This window comes from Mesorhizobium sp. B1-1-7 (assembly GCF_006442705.1).
Taxonomy (GTDB): Bacteria; Pseudomonadota; Alphaproteobacteria; order Rhizobiales; family Rhizobiaceae; genus Mesorhizobium; species Mesorhizobium opportunistum.
The window spans coordinates 33,529-55,748 of sequence record NZ_VFWQ01000005.1 but is presented as its reverse complement, the minus strand read 5'-3'; the positions used below and the strand labels follow the sequence as shown (position 1 = coordinate 55,748).

At 63.5% G+C, this 22,220-nt stretch carries 22 protein-coding genes; 10 read left to right on the top strand and 12 right to left on the bottom strand.

All coding sequences use genetic code 11. The features are described from left to right. Window positions 1-116: 116 nt before the first annotated feature. Window positions 117-923 carry an extensin family protein gene (locus FJ978_RS09495; RefSeq protein ID WP_140571982.1) on the top strand — a complete coding sequence of 269 codons (807 nt, stop codon included), beginning with the start codon at window positions 117-119 and terminating at the stop codon, window positions 921-923. 7 nt (window positions 924-930) lie between these two features. On the opposite strand, the gene FJ978_RS09490 is transcribed toward FJ978_RS09495, so the two are convergent. After that, window positions 931-1,641, bottom strand: a complete 711-nt coding sequence (locus FJ978_RS09490; RefSeq protein ID WP_013893562.1) for a gamma-glutamylcyclotransferase — start codon at window positions 1,639-1,641, stop codon at window positions 931-933. Between the two features lie 110 nt (window positions 1,642-1,751). On the opposite strand from FJ978_RS09490, the gene FJ978_RS09485 reads away from it, so the two are divergent. Both FJ978_RS09485 and FJ978_RS09480 read left to right on the top strand, forming a co-directional pair. Continuing rightward, window positions 1,752-2,459 (top strand): LssY C-terminal domain-containing protein, encoded by a 708-nt coding sequence (locus FJ978_RS09485; RefSeq protein WP_140571980.1) that lies wholly within the window; start codon window positions 1,752-1,754, stop codon window positions 2,457-2,459. Window positions 2,460-2,619: 160 nt separating this feature from the next. After that, on the top strand, window positions 2,620-3,930 hold the full coding sequence (locus FJ978_RS09480; protein WP_140571978.1) for a hemolysin family protein: 1,311 nt from the start codon (window positions 2,620-2,622) through the stop codon (window positions 3,928-3,930). A gap of 3 nt (window positions 3,931-3,933) precedes the next feature. Here FJ978_RS09480 and FJ978_RS09475 read toward each other — a convergent pair whose 3' ends face one another. The 6 genes from FJ978_RS09475 to FJ978_RS09450 form a co-directional block, all read right to left on the bottom strand. Beyond that, complete coding sequence (locus tag FJ978_RS09475; protein WP_140571976.1) at window positions 3,934-5,253, bottom strand: HlyD family type I secretion periplasmic adaptor subunit; 1,320 nt, start codon at window positions 5,251-5,253, stop codon at window positions 3,934-3,936. 3 nt (window positions 5,254-5,256) lie between these two features. Then, on the bottom strand, window positions 5,257-7,011 hold the full coding sequence (locus tag FJ978_RS09470; RefSeq protein ID WP_140571974.1) for a type I secretion system permease/ATPase: 1,755 nt from the start codon (window positions 7,009-7,011) through the stop codon (window positions 5,257-5,259). Window positions 7,012-7,044: 33 nt separating this feature from the next. Next, on the bottom strand, window positions 7,045-8,520 hold the full coding sequence (locus FJ978_RS09465) for a family 16 glycosylhydrolase (RefSeq protein WP_140571972.1): 1,476 nt from the start codon (window positions 8,518-8,520) through the stop codon (window positions 7,045-7,047). Between the two features lie 899 nt (window positions 8,521-9,419). Beyond that, window positions 9,420-10,346 carry a DMT family transporter gene (locus FJ978_RS09460; RefSeq protein ID WP_140571970.1) on the bottom strand — a complete coding sequence of 309 codons (927 nt, stop codon included), beginning with the start codon at window positions 10,344-10,346 and terminating at the stop codon, window positions 9,420-9,422. 97 nt (window positions 10,347-10,443) lie between these two features. Then, entirely contained in the window at window positions 10,444-10,599 is a 156-nt protein-coding gene (locus FJ978_RS09455; RefSeq protein ID WP_224728888.1) for a hypothetical protein, read from the bottom strand. Between the two features lie 144 nt (window positions 10,600-10,743). Next, a complete protein-coding gene (locus FJ978_RS09450) occupies window positions 10,744-11,220 on the bottom strand; it encodes a RidA family protein (protein WP_140571968.1) in 477 nt (158 codons plus the stop codon). A gap of 193 nt (window positions 11,221-11,413) precedes the next feature. Here FJ978_RS09450 and FJ978_RS09445 point away from each other — a divergent pair, with 193 nt between their 5' ends. Further along, complete coding sequence (locus FJ978_RS09445; RefSeq protein WP_013893551.1) at window positions 11,414-12,112, top strand: TetR/AcrR family transcriptional regulator C-terminal domain-containing protein; 699 nt, start codon at window positions 11,414-11,416, stop codon at window positions 12,110-12,112. Between the two features lie 40 nt (window positions 12,113-12,152). Here FJ978_RS09445 and FJ978_RS09440 read toward each other — a convergent pair whose 3' ends face one another. Further along, the gene (locus FJ978_RS09440) at window positions 12,153-13,133 is read right to left on the bottom strand and encodes a zinc-binding dehydrogenase (RefSeq protein ID WP_140571966.1); all 981 of its coding nucleotides are present in this window, start codon (window positions 13,131-13,133) and stop codon (window positions 12,153-12,155) included. 97 nt (window positions 13,134-13,230) lie between these two features. Between FJ978_RS09440 and FJ978_RS09435 the strand changes: the two genes are divergently transcribed. Then, window positions 13,231-13,638, top strand: coding sequence for a helix-turn-helix domain-containing protein (locus FJ978_RS09435; protein ID WP_031258120.1), 408 nt, complete (start codon window positions 13,231-13,233; stop codon window positions 13,636-13,638). 79 nt (window positions 13,639-13,717) lie between these two features. After that, window positions 13,718-14,527 (top strand): MBL fold metallo-hydrolase, encoded by an 810-nt coding sequence (locus FJ978_RS09430; RefSeq protein ID WP_140571964.1) that lies wholly within the window; start codon window positions 13,718-13,720, stop codon window positions 14,525-14,527. Between the two features lie 58 nt (window positions 14,528-14,585). On the opposite strand, the gene FJ978_RS09425 is transcribed toward FJ978_RS09430, so the two are convergent. Beyond that, on the bottom strand, window positions 14,586-15,191 hold the full coding sequence (locus FJ978_RS09425; protein WP_013893547.1) for an NADPH-dependent FMN reductase: 606 nt from the start codon (window positions 15,189-15,191) through the stop codon (window positions 14,586-14,588). Window positions 15,192-15,281: 90 nt separating this feature from the next. On the opposite strand from FJ978_RS09425, the gene FJ978_RS09420 reads away from it, so the two are divergent. Next, window positions 15,282-15,650 (top strand): helix-turn-helix domain-containing protein, encoded by a 369-nt coding sequence (locus FJ978_RS09420; protein WP_181176765.1) that lies wholly within the window; start codon window positions 15,282-15,284, stop codon window positions 15,648-15,650. Window positions 15,651-15,818: 168 nt separating this feature from the next. Here the strand turns inward: FJ978_RS09420 and FJ978_RS09415 are convergent, their stop codons facing one another. From FJ978_RS09415 to FJ978_RS09405, 3 genes are all read right to left on the bottom strand, one after another. Then, window positions 15,819-16,022, bottom strand: coding sequence for a hypothetical protein (locus FJ978_RS09415; protein ID WP_140571960.1), 204 nt, complete (start codon window positions 16,020-16,022; stop codon window positions 15,819-15,821). Between the two features lie 115 nt (window positions 16,023-16,137). Further along, complete coding sequence (locus tag FJ978_RS09410) at window positions 16,138-16,533, bottom strand: acyl-CoA thioesterase (RefSeq protein WP_013893544.1); 396 nt, start codon at window positions 16,531-16,533, stop codon at window positions 16,138-16,140. 714 nt (window positions 16,534-17,247) lie between these two features. Then, window positions 17,248-18,189, bottom strand: coding sequence for a phosphoribosylaminoimidazolesuccinocarboxamide synthase (locus tag FJ978_RS09405; RefSeq protein WP_140571958.1), 942 nt, complete (start codon window positions 18,187-18,189; stop codon window positions 17,248-17,250). Between the two features lie 204 nt (window positions 18,190-18,393). Between FJ978_RS09405 and FJ978_RS09400 the strand changes: the two genes are divergently transcribed. Genes FJ978_RS09400 through FJ978_RS09390 form a run of 3 tightly spaced genes read left to right on the top strand, consistent with a single transcriptional unit; the run spans window position 18,394 to window position 22,135 of the window. Beyond that, window positions 18,394-20,010, top strand: coding sequence for a GMC family oxidoreductase N-terminal domain-containing protein (locus FJ978_RS09400; protein ID WP_140571956.1), 1,617 nt, complete (start codon window positions 18,394-18,396; stop codon window positions 20,008-20,010). Further along, window positions 20,007-21,221: a mandelate racemase/muconate lactonizing enzyme family protein gene (locus FJ978_RS09395; RefSeq protein ID WP_023779860.1), complete on the top strand. Its 1,215-nt coding sequence runs from the start codon at window positions 20,007-20,009 to the stop codon at window positions 21,219-21,221. The genes FJ978_RS09400 and FJ978_RS09395 overlap by 4 nt, the downstream gene beginning before the upstream one ends. After that, a complete protein-coding gene (locus FJ978_RS09390) occupies window positions 21,218-22,135 on the top strand; it encodes an NAD(P)-dependent oxidoreductase (RefSeq protein WP_140571954.1) in 918 nt (305 codons plus the stop codon). Before FJ978_RS09395 ends, FJ978_RS09390 begins: the two co-directional genes overlap by 4 nt. Window positions 22,136-22,220 lie beyond the last annotated feature (85 nt).

Here is a 22,220-nt window from a genome sequence, read left to right as displayed (position 1 = left end):
ACGCGGCTGTTGCAGGATCGCCGCCGCAATTCGGCCGCAGGCATGAACGCGGTCGCTGAGTTTTCCTTTACCCTTGATCGTTAAAATGCCGGATATCCAGAAGTGGGATCCTGCAAATGGCCGGCAAATTTCGCGCCGTGTTTTTCGCCACCGCGCGCCGATTGAGACCCGTGATGCTGCTGGCCACCGGCCTCACCCTTGCGGCCGTTTCGGCCTGCAACACCGGCAGCGTGCTGTCGCTGCAGCCGGCCGTCGATGTCGGCTCGCAGACGGCGGCCGTGCCGCAATACACAGGCATGCAGAAGCTTGTCCCGTCCAATCCCTACATGACGCAGGCCGCCTATCCGCGCATGGACGAGCCGATGTCGCCGGTCGAGCAGGTTCCGGCCAGCGAGATCGATTGCCGCCGAGAGCTGAAGCGCCTCGATGTCGCCTACACCGACCTGGCGCCGATCCATGAGGGCCAGTGCGGCATCGACTATCCGGTCAAGGTCACGGCCATCGGCAGCATCCAGATGAAACCCGCCGCGACGCTGACCTGCGACATGGCCGCCACCTTTGCCGCATGGACGAAGAACGAACTCGTTCCTTCCGCGCGCTGGCGCTACTTCTCCGGCGTCAGGACCATCCACCAGGGCTCCAGCTATTCCTGCCGCAACATCGCCGGCGAAGGCGTGCTGTCCGAGCACGGCAAGGGCAACGCGCTCGACGTCATGAGCATCGAGCTCAACAATGGCGACGACATCGACGTGCGCAAGCCTGGCCTGTTCGCCTTCCGCACCCGCGGCTTCCTCAACAATGTGCGCGCCGACGGCTGCCAGTATTTCACCACCGTGCTCGGCCCCGGCTACAATTACGACCACCGCAACCATTTCCATTTCGACATCAAGAACCGCAAGAACGGTTATCGCGCCTGCCGCTAGGAAAAGCTCAAGCGTCACCGGTGGATGCGATAATTTGCCGTGCCACCAGATCCTGGATGCGCCAGAGATTCCTGTCGCGAATACCGCTTTCCTCCAGCTTGCTGACAGTCCGGAACAGATACTGCGCCGACGAGCCCCAATGTCCGGCGGCTCGCGCCAGCGTGTCCGCGACCTGCTCCAACGGCAACCGTCCGGCATAGGCCTTGCCATCCGGGGCGGCGACGAAAGCCAGAGCACGCAGCGGACCCTCCTTGGTCTTGACCTTGATCCAGCAAGGCACGTTGGTTGGCGGATTGGCATCGATCTCGCGGCGCATAAGCTGGCCGAGTTGCCCGAAATGATCTTCCGCGGGCAGTCTATAGACAATGCCATTGCAGCTGCCGCCGCGATCGAGCGCCAACATCAGGGCTGGCAATTGGCGTGTTCCGCGCCAGCGGGTTAACTTCAGGCAGAACGAGCGGTGCCATCCAGGCGCTGTCGCCGGGCGCTGCTCGACAGGAACGAATTCGGGATTCCAGATCAACGAACCATAGGCAAAGACCCACAGCGTTTCGGGTCGATATTCGGCAAGCAGTCGCTCGACCAACTCATCGAACTCCGCATCGGTGTGCTCGGTTGTTCCAGGCTCAGGGCCGGGATCCGGTTCGATGCGCTCGACCCTGACGACAAGATCGGCGGTCAACGCCATCGATCTCCGGCGCGTCGGCTTCAGCTTCATTCCAGCCCCCTGAAAAATGATGGCTGACGATAGACCGGCTGCTCATCTGTGGCCATTGATTTCCAAAGGACCGTCAGGCAACAGATACCCCCACGGATCGAGCCTCCTTCATGAGCCAACGAAGCCTCCAGCGACGCATTACGACCTGGGTGGCTACCCTGCTGGCCGCCTGGCTGGCGCTCGCTTATGTCGCCGCACCGGAATTCTGGACATTTTGGGATCGCGGTTTTCGCGACCAGCGCTTCGAAATGGTGACCCATACGCCGCAAGGCATTCCCGGCGACCCGATCAATATCGGTCTCGTCGGTACTGAAAAAGAGGTGGTCCACGCCTTCGCGGTCGCCGGCTGGGACACCGCCGATGCCGTCACCTTGAGGACCGCCATCGACATCGGCGAAAGTGTCCTGTTTTCCCGCCCCTATCCCGATGCGCCGATGAGCCGGTTGCTGTTCGAAGGCCGCGCCCAGGATCTCGCTTTCGAAAAGCCGGTCGGAGACAGCGCCGACCGGCGCCACCATGTCCGCTTCTGGCAGACGGATACGGTCGGCGACGATGGCCGTCCGCTTTGGCTGGGCTCCGCGAGCTTCGATCGCGGCGTGGGGCTGAGCCACGACACCGGCGCCATCACCCACCATATCGGCCCCGACATCGACGCCGAGCGCGATTTTCTCATCGGCGACCTGCGCGCCGCTGGCGAGTTGATCTCGACCAGCGAGCTGGCCGGCATCGGCGCCACCAAAACCGGCCGCAATGGCGGCGGCGACCCCTATTTCACCGACGGCAAGGCGATCATCGGCGTGCTGAAGCAGCCGCAGTGAAATCATGCGCACGTAGACCGGTCGGCCCGGGATCGGATTGAAAATCGCGGCGTGTTCTTCGATGTTGCCGCCGGATGTCGCCCAAGAGCCGCGATCGTCATCTTCCAAAAATCATGAAGGACTATTTTCGAGCGGCCCGCCGCAATGCTATTGAGCCCTCATGCTATACGTTGAAATTGCTATCGTGGTCGTCCTCATCTGCGTGAACGGCCTTTTGTCGATGTCCGAACTCGCCATCGTTTCATCCCGCCCCGCCCGGCTGAAGACGATGATCGACCGTGAGGTCAAAGGCGCCGGCCGCGCCCTGGCGCTCGGCTCCAATCCCGGCAAGTTCCTGTCTTCGGTGCAGATCGGCATCACCTTGGTCGGCGTGCTGTCGGGCGCGTTTTCCGGCGCCACGCTGGGCGAACGGCTGGCGCAGTTCCTGGCCTCGACCGGCATGAGGGAGACCGTCGCCGATCCGCTCGGCGTCGGCATCGTGGTTGCAATCATCACCTATTTCTCGCTGATCGTCGGCGAACTGGTGCCCAAGCAGATCGCGCTGCGCGACCCCGAGCGGGTTGCGGCCAGGGTGGCGCCGGCGATGACCATCCTTGCCACCGTCTCGGCGCCGTTGGTCTTCCTGCTCGACATTTCCGGCCGCGCCATCCTGTGGCTGCTCGGCCAGCGTGGCGAAAGCGAGGAGAAGGTCACCGACGAGGAGATCAAGATGCTGGTCGCCGAGGCCGAGCACCACGGCACCATCGAATCCGACGAGCGGCGCATGATCGCCGGCGTCATGCGGCTTGGCGACCGCGCCGTGCGCGCGGTGATGACGCCGCGCACCGAGGTCGACTGGATCAATCTGCAATCCGATGAGGCGGCCATCCGCAGGCTGTTGGTCGAGACCCAGCATTCGCGCCTGCCGGCGGGCGACGGCGGCGTCGATGTCATGGTCGGCGTCGTCCAGACGCGTGACGTGCTCGCCGCGATCCTGGCCGGCCGCACGCTCGACCCGCGCAAGCATGTGCGCGCGGCGCCAATCGTCTACGATCAGGCCGATGCGCTTGACGTGCTGCAGAAGCTGAAGGAATCCGACGTGCCGATGGCGCTGGTGCATGACGAATACGGCCATTTCGAAGGCATCGTCACCCCTGCCGATATCCTGGAGGCCATCACCGGCGTGTTCCGCGCGGACCTCGATGCCGGCGACGAGGAGAACGCCGTCAAGCGCGAGGACGGTTCATGGCTGCTTGCCGGCTATATGCAGGCCGACGAGATGGCCGAGGTTCTCGGCATCGACCTGCCCGAAAACCGCGACTACGAGACCGTCGCCGGCTATGTCCTGTCGCACATGCATCATTTGCCGGCGACCGGCGAATGCGTCGACGCTCAGGGGTGGCGCTTCGAAGTGGTCGACCTCGACGGCCGCCGCATCGACAAGCTGATCGCCACCCGCCTGCCCGGCGCCCACCGCGAAGTGGTGCGCTGACAGTCAGCGCTCCGCGAAGGCCCGAGCGAAGGAATCGAGCATCGGTCGCGCCAGATATTCCAGGAATGTCCGGTCGCCCGTGTTGATGAACGCCTCGACCGGCGCCCCTGGATAAAGCTGCTCGGGCTTGACACCGGACGGCAGCTCGGCGGCAATCTTCAGCCTGGCGCGGAAATAGGGCTCGTGCGTAGCCTGATCGATGAGCCGGTCCGCGGAAATTTGTGTCACGGTGGCTGAAACCTCCGGGGTAAGCCGCGTGTTCAAGGCGGACAATCGCAGCTTCGCCGGCTGGCCGACACGGACTTGATCGATGTCGTTCGGCCGCAGCCTTGCATCGACGACCAGGCCCGGTGCCGTGGGCAGAATCTCCATGATCTTTTCGCCGGGGCCAACCACGCTGCCCTTGGAGTTGTAGGTTGACGAGACCACGATGCCCGCCGCCGGTGCCTTGATCGTCGTTCGCCGCAGCACCGCCTCGGCCGCCCTGATCTGTTCCTCGATGTCGGCCAGGTTGGAGCGAACGTCGTCCAGCTTCGTCAGCGCCTCCTCCACGCGCTGCGTGGCGAGGTGCTCGGTCTGTTCCTCGGCCTCGACGATCTGGGTGTTGGCCGTCGCAAGGTAGGCCTCCAGCGCCCCGGCTTGCCCGACAAGATCGGCTTCGCTGCGCAAAAGCTGGGAGTATTCGCTACGATTGGTGAGGCCTCTGTCCAGCAGGCCGGTCTTGATGCCGAGTTCCTTCCTCACCACGTCGGCCTGTTGCTGAATAGCCTGTTTCTGGGCCTGCAATCCCACGACCGACTGTCGATGCATGGCCACCCGTTGGACGAGGATCGATTGTTCCGATCGAAACCGGGCGAGCCTGGCGTCGAATTCCTTCTGCTGTTCTTCAACCAGCGTCTCGAAATCGTGCTGGAACGGTGCTGGCGCCGTTTCGGTGATTGGCGCCAGCCGGTCCAACCCGTCGCGTTCCGCCTCCAGCCGCGCCGCGCTCGCCCTGAGCGCGATCGACTGTCGCGTCAACCGGTTGAGCTCGGCCCGCGCGGCTGTCGGGTCCAGCACGATCAGATCCTGGGCCTGTTGCACGCGATCGCCTTCATGGACCAGCAATTCCTGGATGATGCCGCCCTCGGGATGCTGGATCAGGATGTTTCCGCCTGTCGCCGAGATCGTTCCTTGCGTGATCACCGCTCCAGACAACGGCGCCGTGACGGCCCAATAGCCAAAGCAACCCACCAATAGCGCTATTGCCGCGTATCCGGCGGATGCCACACGCCTTATGTCGGTGCGCGGACTGCCTTCCCGGGCGAGGCTCTGCACCGCCATGGTCTATGATCCAAAGCGGGTGTTATGCATGCGGACCGTCGTGGCGAACGAGCCCGTCACCACGGGATTCTGCCGGGGAATGCCCTTGCCGGCGCCCGTGCTGGCCCCAGACTGCCGCAACACCTCGCCGCTTGGGCCGAAGGCTTCGATCACGCCGCCGCGCAAAAGCATCACGCGGTCGCAGGACGCGGCGATCGAAGGACGGTGCGTGATCACGATTGTCGTGACGCCGGCCGCTTTCACGGCGGCAAGCACCGCTTCGAGCGCGGCTTCGCCCGCGCCGTCGAGATGGGCGCTGGGCTCGTCCAACACGAGGATCTTGGGCTTGCCGTAAAAGGCGCGCGCAAGCCCGATCCGCTGGCGCTCGCCACCCGACAGCGTCCTGTCCGACGGGCCTATCAATGTCTGGTAGCCGTCCCGCTGCGCCAGGATCAGTTCATGCGCCTCGGCCCGCCTTGCTGCCTCGATGATCGAGGCGTCATCCGCATCGGGGTCGAAGCGGGCGACGTTTTGCGCGATCGACCCTGGAAAGAGCTCCACCTCCTGGGCCAGGTAGCCGAGATGCTTTCCGAGCAGGCTTTCGTCCCAGGTCCTGAGGTCGGCGCCGTCGATCCTGACCGCGCCGCCGGTCGGCTGGGCGGCGCCCACAAGCAACCGCGCCAGCGTCGATTTGCCGGCGCCGCTCGGGCCGACGATGGCCAACGCTTCGCCGGCGCCGATCTGGAAGTTCAGGCGCTTGAGGATGGGTTCGGTGCCAGGCTGGGCATTCGGCGCCATGAAGAAAACGTCCTGCACGGAAATCGCGCCGGTAGGATCGGGCAGGATCAGCTTGCGCGCTTCAGCCGGACGCGCCGCAAGCGCCGTCTCCAGCCGTTTCCACGCTCGCCGGGCATCGGCGATCTGCCGCCAGGCGCCGATCAACTGGTCGAGCGGCTGCAGTGCCCGCGACGATACCAGCGAGGACGCGAAGATCATGCCTGCCGTCATCTGCCCCCTGAGCACCAGCCATGCGCCGGTGCCGAGGATCGCCAGCTGCAGCATCATGCGCAGCGCCCGCGAGGCGCCGCTGAAGATTGCATTGGCACTCGAGGAACGGTCATGGAAGGTGAGTGCAGCCGCGACGTACCCTCCCCAGACCCGCGCGGCGTTCCCCACCATGCCCATGGCGCGCAGCGTCTCGGCATTGCGGGCAAAGGCCTGTTCCGCCTGGCTAGCCAAAGCCGAACGCTCGGCCGAGAAAGCGTCGTTCCTGCCGATGGCAAGCTGATTGGCCACGACCAGGAAAAGCAGAAGCGCCGCGCCGGCGACCGTCACCCAGAACAGCACCGGATGGATGAGATAGAGCAGGGCGAAGAAGACCGGAGCGAAGGGCAGGTCGAACACCACCGCCACGCCGCGCGACCTGATGAAGGCGCAGACCGAGGCAAGGTCGCGCAGCGGCGACAGGCCGCCGGCATATCTTGCGCCAAGCGAAACCGCGAATGTGCCAGCGCCCAGCTTCCGGTCGACGGTCGCCGCGACGCGCTGGGTGTAAACGGCGCGGATCGCGTCCAGCAGCCCGAGGAAAGCGAGCGCAAGAACCGCAATGGCCGAGAGATAGACAAGCGTCTCGACGCTGGAGGATGGCAGCACGCGGTCATAGACCTGCAGCAGGTAGAGCGGGATCACCAACAGCAGGATGTTGATCAACAAAGAGAAGACGCCGACATCGGCGATGGCGCGCATGAAAACCGGACGCAGGCCGGACGGTCCAGTCATTTCGGCATTCCCCGGCTGCATGATCCCGAGACCTCAGGCGTGGCCTCCAAACTCGGAACCGCCATGCAGTGTGCTGCTGGCGATGCTGTGCGTGGCGGTGCTGCTGTTCAGGGCGTTCGCCGGCGCATTGTCCAGCGTATAGGCGCGGATGTAGTCGATCTTCATCTCGGCCGGCGTGGCCAGGTGATCCGGAGGGGTGCCGGCAAAGCCGCCGACCGCGAGATCGGCCAGCATGTACATCGGCTTGTTCATGTCGGCCGGTGTCGCGGCTTCGGCGACCTGCACACCGTCATAGGTCCAGACGAGCTTGTCCGGCGTCCACAGCAGGCCATAGGTGTGGAAGCCGGCGGTATCCGAGACACTCACCGTCGAGGAGACCTTGACGTGCGTACCGGTTTCATTCGTGTGCGCCGTCATGATCAACGAGTTCGGGGCTTGGCCGGCAGTCTCCACGACATCGAGTTCCGGCGGCCACGAACCGTCTTCCGGCAGCAGCCAGAAGGCCGGCCAGGCGCCGGCGTGCTCGGGCAGGTCGGCCCGCATTTCGAAATAGCCATAGGTCTGCGAGAAGGAATCGTGGGTCGTCAGGATGCCGGAGGTGTATTCGTAATTGTTGATCAGCGGCTTGATATCCGCCGGCGCCTGCGCCGCGGTGATGGTGAGCACGCCGTTGTTCACGCTGAACGGGTGGACGGAACTCGTCGGTGCGTAATTGGCGTCGATGTACCACTGCAGTTCGCCATTGCCGCTCAAGGTGCTGCCGTTGGGCGCTCCCCACGAGAAGTTGGTGTCCCAAGTGCCGCCCTGGCTATTGTGAAGGTTCAGCGTGTTGAAATCGTCGCTGAAGGACAGGCTCATTCCGGACTTGTCGATCGGCAATTCGAACTGGCTGGGCTGCAGCTTGTCGATGGTCGTGTCCTTGAACTCGAGGATCTCGCCGGATCCGAGGTTCAACAGCACGTTCGATCCCGCCTGGATCATGCTCGAGTGGATGGCGTCGAACGACGTGAACCCGTAGCCGTTGAGGCGCACGGTGTCGGTGGCGGCAAAATTCGCGATCAGGTCGCTTCCATTGCCTTTCGAGACGATGAAAGTGTCGTAGCCGCCGCCGCCGTCGATCAGCACATCGTTTCCCGCGCCGCCGTCCAGCGTCTGGTGTCCGGCCGTGGCGGTGATGATGTTGTCCAGCCCATTCCCGAAAGCAAAATTATTGGCGTGTGTGACGATGAGGTTCTCGACATTGTCGGGGAGCTTGTAGCTCATCCATGTGCTGATCGTGTCGATGCCGGCCCCAACGCCCTCGGCCACCTTGTTGCCCGCCGCATAGAGGTAATAGATGTCGTCGCCCGTGCCGCCGTGCATGGTGACGTTGACACCGGATGCTCCGTAGATGGAGTCGTTTCCGGAGCTGCCGTACAAGTCCGGTCCGGACCCTGCCGCCGAGAACCAGTGGTTGGAAGCGCCGCTGTAGGGAAGAGGAACGCCCAAAGCGTTGACGAAGAAGCTCATCGGACAAATTCTCCTCGTGATGCCAGGCCTGCTTGAACCGCTCGACACGGGTTCGAGGCGGGTGCATCCGGACCAACGTTGCCACGCACGATATCGTTCCGGGAACTTGCCACATAGATCAACATTACATCGACTGTTCAGTGAGATTTTCTGGACTGAAAGCACAACGATCCGGGAAATGGTCTACGGACAGTAATTCGTCCGACGGAATATTTAATAAAAGTTTCAACACGCGCCGATCTGCCTGCGACCATGCTTGATTCAGGTCACCCGAACGCTCCCCTGCTTTTTGACGGGGCGTGCAATTGCCACTTAGGAAATAGTGCGTCAAAGCGCCCGGCCGGCGCCGCATCGAAGATGCCGATCGCAACCCGCCCGGCCGTCACGGCCAACTGGTACGCCGTGCCTCGTTCCCGGATGCCGCCGCGATAATTCTTGTGGTGAGGATTATAAGGTCACGCCTATGGTCACGCCTTGGCACACCGGCATATGCCCGGCGCCGGACGGACCGCAGATCCAATACGGGACGGGGTGAAGGGTGATCATGATGACTGCAAGGATCAGGTTCACGCAACGTCCTCCAAGGTATCATCGCTTCAGTATCGCGACCACGAACGCCAAGTGCGGCGTCTTGCGAAACCTGATCCGGAAGTTGAACCAAGAAATTTGGAAATTATCAACCTCACAATGACTGTCATCACAGCGGATACACTCTTGTCAATTTAAAAATCCGCTGCGCAGCCATGTTCATTTTTGGTTGGCGCGCCACCGCTGCATCCAAATTTAACATTAGAAACATCTAATACTTGTGCAAATCGAACCGATCGCTGTAACGGGTCCTGCTGCCCGCCCGTGTCGGCGACAAGGGCAGCAGCGCCCGAAGCGTGTCGCGGGGACCCTCAAACCGCGGCTTCGATCGGCTCGGCAAGCCGGGGATTGGAGCGTGAGGCGATCAGGCAGCTTGCCACGATAAGGCCGGCTCCCGTCAGCGTGCTCCAGGTCGCCGCCTCGTTGAAGAAGAACCAGCCGATCGCGACCGCCCAGATGAAGGCCGAATATTCCGTCGGGATCAGATATTGCGCTTCGGCGCGCGCATAGGCCCAGCTCATCAGGAACTGGCCGGCGAGCGACAGCGCCGTCACCCCGGCCAGCGGAAGCCAGAGATTGCCCGGCAGGGCGACGGCGAGCCAGGGCGCGGCAAAGCCAAGCGTGATCGCGACGCAAAGGTTCTGGAACAGCATGATCTCGATCGGCTTGGCCACCTGGGCCTGCCGTCGCGCAAGGATCAGATTGTAGGCGTAGAACACCGTCGATGCGAGCACCGCCGCTGTGCCGAGCAGCGCATCCTTGGGATAGCTTGCCTGCCCGAACTGCCCGGCCATGATGATTATGACGCCGGCGATGCCTGCCAGCGAGGCCCAGATCGCCTGGCGCTGTATGCGTTCGCCCAAGAGCATCGCCGCCAGCAGGAGCGCAAACAGAGGCGCGACGAAGCTGAGCCCGATCGCTTCGGCCAGCGGCAGCCTGGCAAGCCCCCAGAAGAAGGACAACAAAACGATGCCGACGACCACGGCGCGCAGCGCATGCAGCCTCAGCACGGAAAGCGTGGGCCACGAGCGCGTCCCTGCCGACCAGCCCGCGCCGGCGACCACCGTCGCCAGCATGCTGCGCCACAGCACCGTGTTGTAGACGCCCACGGCGATGACCAGGACCTTCATCGCCGCATCCATCGCCGACAGGAGGAAGATACCGAGCGCGCAGACGAGCACCGGGATCATGGGGGAAACGACGCCTGCCAGGCTGGATGACTTCACTGGGTTGCTCATGTGATGGATCGCAACCTGACATATCAGGGCGCAAAGGCGGGACCAGATGGCAGCCCCGCTGATGTGAGGGTCCAACCCGCAATCGATGATGTATCCCTCAGTGTGCGTCCGGGGGCGGCGGCTTCGGCGCGACGTTGCGCAGGAACGGAACCAGTGCGGTCACGATGACGAACGCGACCATGATCACCAGGAACGCATCGGCGTAGGCCGTGGTGGAGGCCTCGCGATAGGCGAGCGCCCAGGTCCAGCTCATCGAAGACCTCGGTTTTGGCACGCTCGTTCAATCGCGAAAGGTCGCGGCAGCGGCCCAATGAATGATGCAGGCCGGCACCAATGCCGGCCTGCATTGGATTCAGCCGCAAGCAGCCTTCCATCGCAGAACCCGCCAGGCGCCGCGCTAATCAAGCACGACCACGGCCTCCACCTCGAACAGCATGGGGTCGATGGCAAGCTTGGGAACAGGCACGAGGGTCTGCGCCGGCAGCGCCTCGCCGAACATGGCCTTGACGTTCTTCGTCAGCACCTCGAGCTTGGACATATCATGATCGACCACGAAGATCGTGAGCTTGGCGACCTGATCCGGCCTGGCTCCGATCCCCTCGAGCGCGCTGCGAAGGTTCGCATAGGCCTGCTTCACCTGGACAGCGAAATCGGGCGACAGGGCGCCCATGCTGTCCTGGCCGCCCTGGCCGGAGATGTAGGCCAACCGGGCCCCGCGGGGCGTGATCACCGCCGTACTGTAGCCGTTTGGCGACGGGTCGTAGAGGGTCTGCGGATTGACGATGGTCGGCTTGAGATCGCTCTCATTCGCTGTTGCCGCTGTGGTCATGATGATTAGCCCTCCGATAAGCAGATGCTTGATTGCACGTGACATGATTTTCTCTCGGCTCCACGGACCGCGATCAATGTCCTCGCGGCCGGAATAATTGAACTCGCTGATAGCTCTAGTACAATGTACCATATTGTGTACGAGGCATCGTATAGTACACGGCACGAGTCAATCGCTCGACATCGACATTCCTGACGTTGCCTGCCAAAATCGAGGTTCCGACCAGTGAGGAAGACGGATGGCAGCCAAGCGTAGCGGCGCGCGGAGCAAACGATCTCAACGGGCACGGGAGCCGCTTCAGCCCGTGCAGGAGCCGAGCAGTGAGCCGCCGCTCTCGCGGGAGCGCATCGTGGCGACCGCAGTAGAATTGTTGGACGCTCAAGGGCTCGACGGATTGACGATGCGTCGGCTGGCCGATCGCCTCGGCTCGGGCGTGATGAGCCTGTATTGGCATGTGGACAACAAAGACGACGTCTTCGATCTGGCGCTCGACTCGGTGCTCGAATATCACGGACCGCTGGCAACGATTGTGTCTCAAGACTGGCGCGCAGAAGTCGTTCATATGCTCGAGGACTGGCGCATCGGCATGCTGCGCCATCCCTGGTCGGCATCGCTGTTGCCGCGCCGGGCGCTTGGCCCGAACATCCTCGGCCGCCTGGAACTGCTGAGCAGAACCTTGTCTGGAGCCGGTGTCACGGATGCCAATGTGAATGCCGCGATATGGTCGCTTTGGAACTATGTGATGGGCGCCACCATTACACGGGCGAGCTTCGACTTCTCGGACAACGACAGGGCCGCGGCACAGCAGCGCCTTACACATCTCGGCGAACGCTACCCGGCAATCGAACGCTCTCGCCTGCTGTTGGACAATGATTGGGATGGCGCTTTCCGCAAAGGCCTCGACTTCCTGCTCGATGGCCTCTCCCGGAGAAAATGAGCGCTTCTTTCGTCTCTCACGCCGTTGGGTGGCAACGCCGCTAGGGCACCAGCACCACCTTGCCCGTCGAGCGCCGCTCGTCCAGCAGCCGGTGCGCCTCGCCGGCCTGATCGAGCGGGAAACGGCCGCCGATCGCGACCCGTAGCCGGCCGCTCGCCGCCAACTGGAACAGCTCGGACAGGCCGGCTCTCAGCACGTCCGGAGACAGCAACGGCAGCAGCGCGAACCCTCTGAGCGACTGGTTACGGCCGATCATCGCCTCGACCTCCGAAGCGCCAAGCGCGAACCGGCCGAGCGCGGCGAACACCAGTTCACCGTTGAGCGCCAGGGCCAGCAGGGAAGCTGCCGTCAGCGCACCGCCGACAATATCATAGATGATGTCGGCGCCCTCCCCGTCGGTGACGTCGCGGATGCGCACGGGCCAATCCGGATTGGTGTAATCCACGGCGACGTCGGCGCCGAGCGATAAAGCGAAATCGAGCTTGGCCTTGCCGCCGCCGGCGGCGATCACCTGGCGAGCACCCTTCAGCCTGGCAAGCTGGACCAGCAACGATCCCACACCGCCCGACGCCGCAGGCACCAGCACGGACTTGCCTTCGGGCGGGCTTTGCCGCGGCAGGTGAAGCGCCGTCAGCCCTTGCACCATAAGGGCTGTCGCCTCGTCGAACGAAATTGCATCCGGCAGCGGAACGACGAGACCCGCGTCGATCGTCACCAGCTCCGCATAGCCGCCATAAGGACGTTGCGAGGCAAATAGCGGCGCCGCCACGCGCGTCCTGAGCAGCGCCGGATCCACCCCTTGGCCAATGGCCTCCACCACACCCGCCACTTCCACGCCGGGAAACATCGGCAGTTGCGGCGTCACCGCGTAACGGTCGGCGCGCATCAGCACCTCGAAGAAGTTTATTCCCGCCGCCCGAACCCGAACCAGCACCTCGCCTGCCTGCGGCACAGGCGCCGGCAAGTCGACCAGCTCCAGCACGTCGGGACCACCGAAACGGCTGAGTTGAATGGCTTTCATGGCAACCTCCGATCGCACTGGCATCGGCTGCGGTTTGCCACTATCTGCGGGGCCGCGACTACACACTCTTTTGTCCCCTGCTGACCAGGAGGTGACCATGGCCAGCCCAGCCAGGAAAATGCCAATCAAGAGACTGCCGATGCTGCCGGCGGAGCGGGCGCTCAAGGTGATCGCCGGGCGCTGGAAGGCGGTCATCCTCTATCACCTGTTCGATGGGCCACGACGACTCACCGCGCTGAAGGCAATGATGCCCGGCATCACCCAGAAAGTGTTGATCCAGCAGCTGCGCGAAATGGAGGAGCACGGCCTCGTCAGCCGCGAGATCTTCGCCGAGGTCCCGGCACGCGTCGAATATTCGGCGACCAGCCTCGGCCTCAGCCTCGAACCCATCCTGCTGGCGCTCTGCCAATGGGGCCAGCATCACGCCGACGAGCTGAACGAAACGCACCGCCTCGCCGACTGCATCATCCGGCCACGGCAGGCGCGGCACGCATACATGGCATAGATCGAATCGACAGGGCGGGTTGCCGACGCTGGCTGCCCATCGCAGACTGACTGACATCTTCAGAACGGATCGGCAAAAAATGCACCGCATGGCTTCGGGCGAACTTCATTCGACCTACACTCTGGGTGACCTGCGCATCACCGCCCTGCGCGATGGCTATGTCGACATGCCGATCAGGCGGCTTCGGCAAAACGGCGACGAGCCATTTGGCGACGAATTGCCGGAACAAGTCACGCTGGTCGGTGGTCAACTCAGGCTTTCCGTCAATGCCTTCGCGATCGACGATGGACATGAGATCATGTTGATCGACACTGGCGCTTCGAACGCATGGTACCCCACCATGGGCCGGCTTCCCCAGGCGCTGGACGAGGCCGGCATCGATGTCGGACGAATCCGCGCCGTCTGCTTCACCCACACGCATCTCGACCACATCCATGGCCTTGTGCTTGCGGACGGCCGGGATGCTTTCCCGCGCCTGGCGCGCCTGCTCGTTCCGAGGCAGGAACTCGGCCTGTTTCGCGCCGAAGCGCGGCTCGAACGGTTTCATGGCATGGCGGAACCATTCGAAGCCGGAGACCGTCTCGATACCCATGTTGAAATTATCGGCGCTCATGGCCACGAGGTCGGTCACAGCTGCTTTCGCGTTTCGAGCGGCGGCGAGCGCATTTTGATCTGGGGCGATACCGTTCACGTCCCATCGCTTCAGTTCGATCGGCCTGAGGTGACGTGGGAGTTCGACGACGATCAGGACCAGGCGCGCGAGAGCCGGTTGCGGCTGCTGGCGCTTGCGGCGGACGATCATTGTTTCGTTGCGGGCGCGCATCTGGACTCGCCCGGCATAGGCCGTGTCATCCGATCTGGCGGCAGCTTTCGATTTGAGCCGCTATAATTGAAAAGGGCGGCGCAAGCGCCGCCCCGTATCCCTGGGAGGATAATTCGACCGGCGATCAGGCCGCCTTGATTTCCTCGTCGACCACGTCGGCATCGCGTGCCTTCTTCAGCGCCTTCGCCCACCAGGCGACATCATTGACCAGGGCGGTGGCCGCCTGGTTTAGATGCTCAAGCTCCTCGAGCTTCTTCTCGCCCTGGCGAACGGCGAGGAAATCGGCCCAGACGATGTGGACGGCGGACTTGACCGGCGCCATCTGCAATTCGACGGCGTGCATGCGCAGCTGCTCGACGGCGCGGGCGCCGCCGACGCCACCGTAGCCGACGAAGCCAGCCGGCTTCTTGTTCCATTCGTTGGCAGCGTAGTCGATGGCGTTCTTCAGCACGGCCGTCGGGCCGTGATTGTATTCGGCCGCGGTGAAGATGAAGCCGTCATATTCGGCGACCTTCTTCTGCCAGCGCTGCGCCACCTCGTTGGTCGACGGCACCCAGGCGGACGAAGCGACCTCGTCGAAGAAGGGCAGCGGGAAGTCGCGCAGGTCGACGATTTCGACATCGATGTCGGCATGCGATTTGGCGATCTTGGCGATCCATTGAGTGGGCACATCGGCGAAGCGCGCGGCGCGCGTCGAACCGATGACGATGGCGATTTTCGGCTTTGACATGAGGGGCTCTCCATTCCAGTAAAGCTGGTATCATTTAGATACCGGCGCTATATGAGATACTGTCAGCTGGTGACGCAAGGAGGCACCGTTTTGTTACTAAGGCACCCACACAACACCGAGGACTGCCGCGCCGTCTCGGAAATCCTGCAACGCGTCGGCGACAAATGGACGGTGCTCGTGGTCGGCAAGCTTGGCGGCGGACCGCTGCGTTTCAACGAGTTGCGCGCCGCCGTCGGCGGCATCTCGCAGAAGATGCTGACCACCACCTTGCGCGGCCTGGAACGCGACGGCTTCGTCACCCGCACCGTGTTCCCGACCATTCCACCGCGGGTCGATTACGAACTGACCGAACTCGGTCACGAACTGTTGATCCCGGTCAGCGCGCTTGGCGAATGGGCACGCAGGAACACGCAGCGCGTCCGGGTCGCGCGCGAAAAGTTCGACGGTATGGACGGCTGAGACCCTTGCATGGCAAGGAGTGCGGAGTTTCGTCGTAAGCGGCCTCGCCTGACGACAAGCGGACTGGCGCTTCCTTAAACCAGGTCTCGCAACTTTGGCTTATGGCGCCTCAGACCACCTAAGCTGGCGCGGCCTTGCCGACGACAACCGCAATGGCAAAGTAATCATTCAGGATCTTGGCGCCATGCCTTCGCAATGCGCCTGCCCGCAGATCGCGCATGTTGTGGCCGACGCCCTGACGTCGACATTGCCTTGCAGGCAGGCGGTGCGCGGAGGGGCTTGCTTGACTTCGGCATAGGCCGTTGCGCCGAGCAGGCAGGTCAGCGCGAGAAGGGCTGCCGCGAGCCAGCCGTTCAGCATGTGTTGACGCATTGTCTCTCCTCCAACGCCTGCAGTATCGGGCGTGAAGGCAACCATCGGATGTCGCGCGGCGCATCGCCTGCACGAGCGATGTTACAATTGCCCGGAGTGGGCAAACGGGTTTTCGTCAGCTCTCGGCCGGAACGGCCTTCGGCTTGCCCTCGCCGTCCAGCGCCACCATCACGAAATCGGCGTGCGTCACCTTCTCCATCAAGTCGGAGAGATAGCGCTGTGCCCAGGCCTCGACCTTGAGCGTCATCGAGGTGCGGCCGACGCGCTCGACATGGGTGTAGATGCACAGCGTGTCGCCGATCTTCATCGGCTTGGCGAAGGACATCTCCTTGACCGCCGCCGTCACCACGCGGCCCCTGGCGCGCTCGGCGGCGCGGATGCCGCAGGCAAGGTCCATCTGCGCCATCACCCAGCCGCCGAAAATATCGCCGGCGGCATTGGCGTCCGAGGGCATGGCCAGCGTGCGCAGCGTCAGGTCTCCGATCGGCCGTCCGTCCGCGTACTGCACCATGGGCAGAATCCTTGTGAGGTGATGGCCATCGATCCGTATCGCCGCCGCAGGACCAGGTCAACGCGCTGCGGCTGCTGTTTCCTCGCCGCCGTGGGCTATAAGCTAACCTTGGCATTCGCGCGGTTGTGCCTGATTTTCAGCGGCTTTGGGTTTTGGAGCGGGCTTCCCCCACTCCGTCGCTGCTTCGCCGAGCCATCTCTCGCCCCTCCGGAGGCTACGGCATGCACGCATTTCCAGGCGGCTGGTCTTTGACCATAGCGCGCATGGCAGCTTGGCGCATGCTTTGTTTAATCCTGCGCTGGTCGACCCCCACTCCGTCTCGGCTTCGCCGAGCCACCTGCCGGGGCGAGCCACGGGTCTCGCCCGTCCTTCGGACCCCCCGATCGACGGGGGAGAGGAAGGGCGCCAAGCTTTTTGCTGTCAACGCTCGTCCAGCAAAGCTCCCTTCCTTTCCCTCCGGAGGGGGGAAAGGTGGCGCTGCGAAGCAGCGACGGATTGGGGGAACCACATGGCAATCAAGCCTCGGCCCGATCAGTCACGCCAATTACAGAAGATGTGTGCATAGCGTAGCCTCCGGAGGGAGAGGAAGGCACCAGCCCGGCCAAGCTCACGCCTTCCTCTACCCTGTCGAACGGGGGAGAGGTGTCGAGCGAAGCTCGACGGAGTGGGGTCGACTGCGCTGCGTAAGACCATTCGCTAGCTGAGAGGCGCCTCTTAAAAATAACCTGCCAGGTTCGAGCGGATGCGGTCCAGCACCGTATCCCTGGACACATCGGGCACGAATTCCTTGCCCGTGATCGCCTCAAAGGCCTGCGCATAGATCCTGGAGGCTTGTTCGACGATCTCGTCCGGTATTTTGGGAATAGGATCCTTGTAGGGATCGCAGCGAGCCGCCACCCATGAGCGGATGAAATCCTTGTCGAAACTTTCCGGCCGCGTGCCGTCGGCCAGGGCCTGTTCGTAGCTCGCCGCGATCCAGTACCGGCTGCTGTCGGGCGTATGGATTTCGTCGGCCAGGATGATGGTGCCGTTCTTGTCGGTGCCGAATTCGTATTTGGTGTCGGCGAGGATCAGCCCACGCTCGGCGGCGCGCGCCTGGCCGCGGGCGAACAGCTTCAAGGCATGATCCGAGACGGTGTCCCACTGTGCCTGCGTGAGCAGGCCTTGTTCTAGGATCTCGGCTTTCGACAGGGGCTCGTCATGACCGCCATGCGCCGCCTTGCTCGTCGGCGTGATGACAGGCGCTGCCAGCTTCTCATTGTCGCGCAGGCCGTCCGGCAGGCGCATGCCGTACATGTCGCGTTCGCCGCGACGATAGCGGGTCAGGATCGAGGTGCTGGTGGTCCCCGCGAGATAGCCGCGCACGACGATCTCGACCGGCAGGATGTCGAGCCTTGTGCCCACGACGACGTTGGGATCGGGATATTCAAGCACATGGTTCGGACAGATGTCGGCGGTTTCCTCGAACCAGTAGCGGGCCGTCTGCGTCAGGATCTCGCCCTTGAACGGGATCGAGGTCAGGATGATGTCGAAGGCACTGAGACGGTCGGTGGCGATGATGATGCGCCGCCCGTCGGCGAGGTCGTAATTCTCGCGCACCTTGCCCTTGTAGTGACCAGGCAGTTCGGGAATGAAGGCATCCGATAGAATACGCATATGATTTCCCGACTTCCTCGGATTGGCTGATGCCCTCGCATAAGCTGCCGACCCCATGCATATCAAGCGCGATTGTCGGTATTCTCCGCAACTCCGACCCGGCATTCCAGTCGCTTTTTTCACAACGCATGCCGGAAGGCGCTGCGACGCGGCGAAGCCGGTCCGTCTAGGCTGCGCCAGTTTTCAGGAGCCGCCCCACCCATCATGCAGACCCATGATTTCATCATCGTCGGCTCCGGCTCGGCCGGTTCGGTGCTTGCCGACAAACTGTCGGCATCGGGCCGCTTCTCGGTGCTGGTGCTCGAGGCCGGCGGCACCGACCGCCGCTTCTACGTGCAGATGCCGCTCGGCTATGGCAAAACCTTCTTCGATCCGGCGGTCAACTGGAACTACAAGGCCGAAGCCGATCCCGGCCTCGCCGGCAATGTCGATCACTGGCCGCGCGGCAAGCTGCTCGGCGGGTCGAGCTCGATCAATGCCATGGTCTGGATCCGGGGCGCGCGCGAGGATTTCGACGACTGGCGCGCCGCCGGCAATCCCGGCTGGGGCTACGACGATCTGCTGCCGGCCTTCAAGGCGCTCGAGGACAACGAGGCCGGCGCCGACACATGGCGTGGCGCCGGCGGGCCGCTGCATATCACCGACTGTTCAAACACCGTCCACCCGCTGACCAAGCGCTATCTCGCGGCCGGCAAGCAAGCCGGCCTGCCGCTCAATCCCGATTTCAACGGCGCTGCCCAGGAAGGCGTCGGCATCTATCAGATATCGACCAGGAACGGCCGCCGCATGTCGGCGGCGCGCGCTTTCCTGCGCCCGGCGATGAAACGCGCAAACGTCCGCGTCGAAATGAATGCACTGGCGACCCGGGTGCTGTTCGAAGGCAGGCGCGCGGTCGGCATCGAGTATCTGCAGAACGGCGAGACGAAGACGGCGCGCGCCGGCCGCGAGCTCATCCTGTCAAGCGGTTCGATCAACTCGCCCCAATTGCTGCAGCTGTCCGGCGTCGGCCCGTCGGCGCTGCTTGGTGGTCTTGGCATCCCGGTCGTCCACGCCAGCGAGAATGTCGGCGCCAATCTGCAGGACCATGTCGGCATCAACTACACGTTCAAGGGCAAGCTGCCGACGCTCAACCAGATCCTGCGCCCCTGGTGGGGCAAGCTCCTGGTCGGCATGCAATATATCCTGACGCGGTCGGGCCCGCTGTCGCTGTCGATGAACCATGCCGGCGGTTTCTTCCGCACCGACCCCGCGTTTTCGCGCCCCAACATGCAGCTCTATTTCCAGGCTTTCTCGACCGTCATCCCGAAAGGCGGCGAGCGTCCGATCCTGACGCCCGATCCCTGGCCGGGCTTCTCCATCGGCCTGTCCAACTGCCGCCCGTCGAGCCGCGGCGAGATCATGATCCGGTCCAGCAACCCGCTCGATTATCCGAAGATCGTCGCCAACGCCTATTCGACCAACGCCGACGTCGACGAAATGCTGGCGGCGGTGAAGTTCGTGCGCAAGATCGCCGCGATGCCGGCCATGGCCGAGATCATCGCCGAGGAGGTTCTGCCAGGCCCGTCGATCCAGTCGGACGCCGACCTGATCACGGATTTCAGGAAGCGTTCGGGCACCGTCTATCACCCGGTTTCGACCTGCCGCATGGGGTCCGATCCCGCGCGCGCCGTCGTCGATCCGCGCCTCAAGGTGCACGGCATCGAAGGCTTGCGCGTCATCGACGCCTCGATCTTTCCCGACAACATCACCGGCAACACCAATGCAGCCTCCATCGTGACCGGATGGAAGGGCGCAGAACTGGTTCTGGAGGACCACAAATGAAGATCACCGACGTCAAGACCTGGGTTGTCGGCAATCCGCCGCCCGGCATCGGCGGCAAGTACTTCATCTTCGTCAAGCTCACGACCGATGGCGGCGTGGTCGGTTATGGCGAGGCCTACAACGCCACCTTCTCCGCCCATGTCACGGCGAGGATGGTCGAAGACATGGCCGAACGCTACCTCGTTGGCCGCGATCCGCATGATATCGAGAATTTCTTCCGCCGCGCCTATTCCTCCGGCTTCACCCAGCGCCCCGACGTGTCCGGCATGGGCTGCTTCTCGGCCCTGGAAATGGCCTGCTGGGACATTATCGGCAAGGAGGCCAACAAGCCGGTCTACAAATTGCTCGGCGGCCAGGTGCACGAGACGCTGCGCTCCTACACCTATCTCTACCCGCACACCGGCAGTGTCCATTCCGAGGACGCGCCGGACGGCAAGAACGTCTATAACGACCCCGACCTGGCCGCGGCCTGCGCGCTCGAATATGTCGAGCAGGGCTTCAATGCGGTCAAGCTCGATCCGGCCGGGCCCTACACCGCCTTCGACGGCCACCAGCCGCGCCTCATCGACATCGATGTCTCCACCCGCATGATCAAGGCGATCCGCGAGGCGGTCGGCAACCGCGCCGACATCTTGTTCGGCACGCATGGCCAGTTCACCGCCTCCGGTGCGCTGCGCATGGCGCGCGCCATCGAACCCTATGATCCGCTGTGGTTCGAGGAGCCGGTGCCGCCCGACATGCCCGAGGTGATGGCACAGGTGGCCCGCGGCACCTCGATCCCGATCGCCACCGGCGAACGGCTGACGACCAAGTTCGAGTTCGCCCGCGTCATCGAGAACCGCGCCGCGACCATCCTGCAGCCGGATCTCGGCCGCTCCGGCGGCATTCTCGAAACCAAGAAGATCGCCGCGATGGCCGAGGCCTATCACATCCAGATCGCGCCGCACTGCTATTGCGGCCCGATTGTCGGTGCTGCCAACATCCAGCTGGCCGTGACGCTGCCCAACTTCCTGATCCTGGAATCGCTGAAGCAATGGGACGGTTTTCATGCCACGCTGCTCAAGAAGAAGATCGAGTGGCAGGACGGCAATGTCATCCCCTCGAAGGAGCCCGGCCTCGGCGTCGAGCTCGACGAGGCGGTCTGCGACGCGCACCCCTACACCGGCAAGGACCTGCATCTGCAGATGATGCAGACGCCGCTGATGCCGTGAGCGAACGCTACGCCTTCATCGGCCTCGGTCATCTCGGTGGCAATCTTGCTGCCAGCCTGATCCGCAACGGTTTTGCCGTGACCGTCTTCGACCGTGACCCTACTGCCGTCGAGCGCCTGACAGCGCTCGGTGCCACCGCCGCCAGCAGCCCTGCCGAAGCGGCGGCGCAGGCCGGCAATGCCATAACCTGCCTGCCCTCGCCCAAGGTCAGCGAAGCAGTGTTGGCCGGGCCTGGTGGGTTATTGCAAGGTCTGCCCAGGGGTGGCACCTGGATCGAGATGTCGACGAACGGCCGCGACGAGATTCTGCGCCTTGCCGGCCTCGCCTCGGCCAAGGGCATCGAGACATTGGAGTGCCCGGTCACCGGCGGCGTTCATCTGGCGGCGGCCGGCAAGATCACCGCGCTGGTCGGTGGTGACGCCGCCCTCTATGAGCGCCATCGACCGGCGATCGAGGCAATGTGCGCGAAGTCGTTCCTGATGGGGCCGATCGGCTCGGCGGCGGTGATCAAGGTGATCACCAACATGCTGGCGTTCATCCACCTCGTCGCCGCCGGCGAGGCACTGATGCTGGCCAAACAAGGCGGCCTCGACCTCGCCCAGAGCTACCACGCCATCGTGGCGTCCTCGGGCAACAGCTTTGTCCACGAGACCGAAAGCCAGCTCATCCTGAACGGCTCCTACGACATCGGCTTCACCATGGACCTGGCGCTGAAGGACCTCGGCTTTGCGCTGGGCATGGGCAAGGATTTCGGCGTCCCGCTCGACCTCGCCACGCGCGTCAACGCGCTTTTTCAGCAGGGCAAGGCCGCCTATGGCGGCGGGGCCTGGTCGACCCAGATCGTCAAACTGCTCGAGGATGCCGTCGGCACCGACCTGCGCGCACCCGGTTTTCCGGCCAGACTGGAGCTTTGACCTGGAGGCCAAAACCAAAGCAATTTCATGAGCTTGAGTTGATCGCCGGATTCACTCTCGAAAGGAGTTGAATCAAACCCGCAGC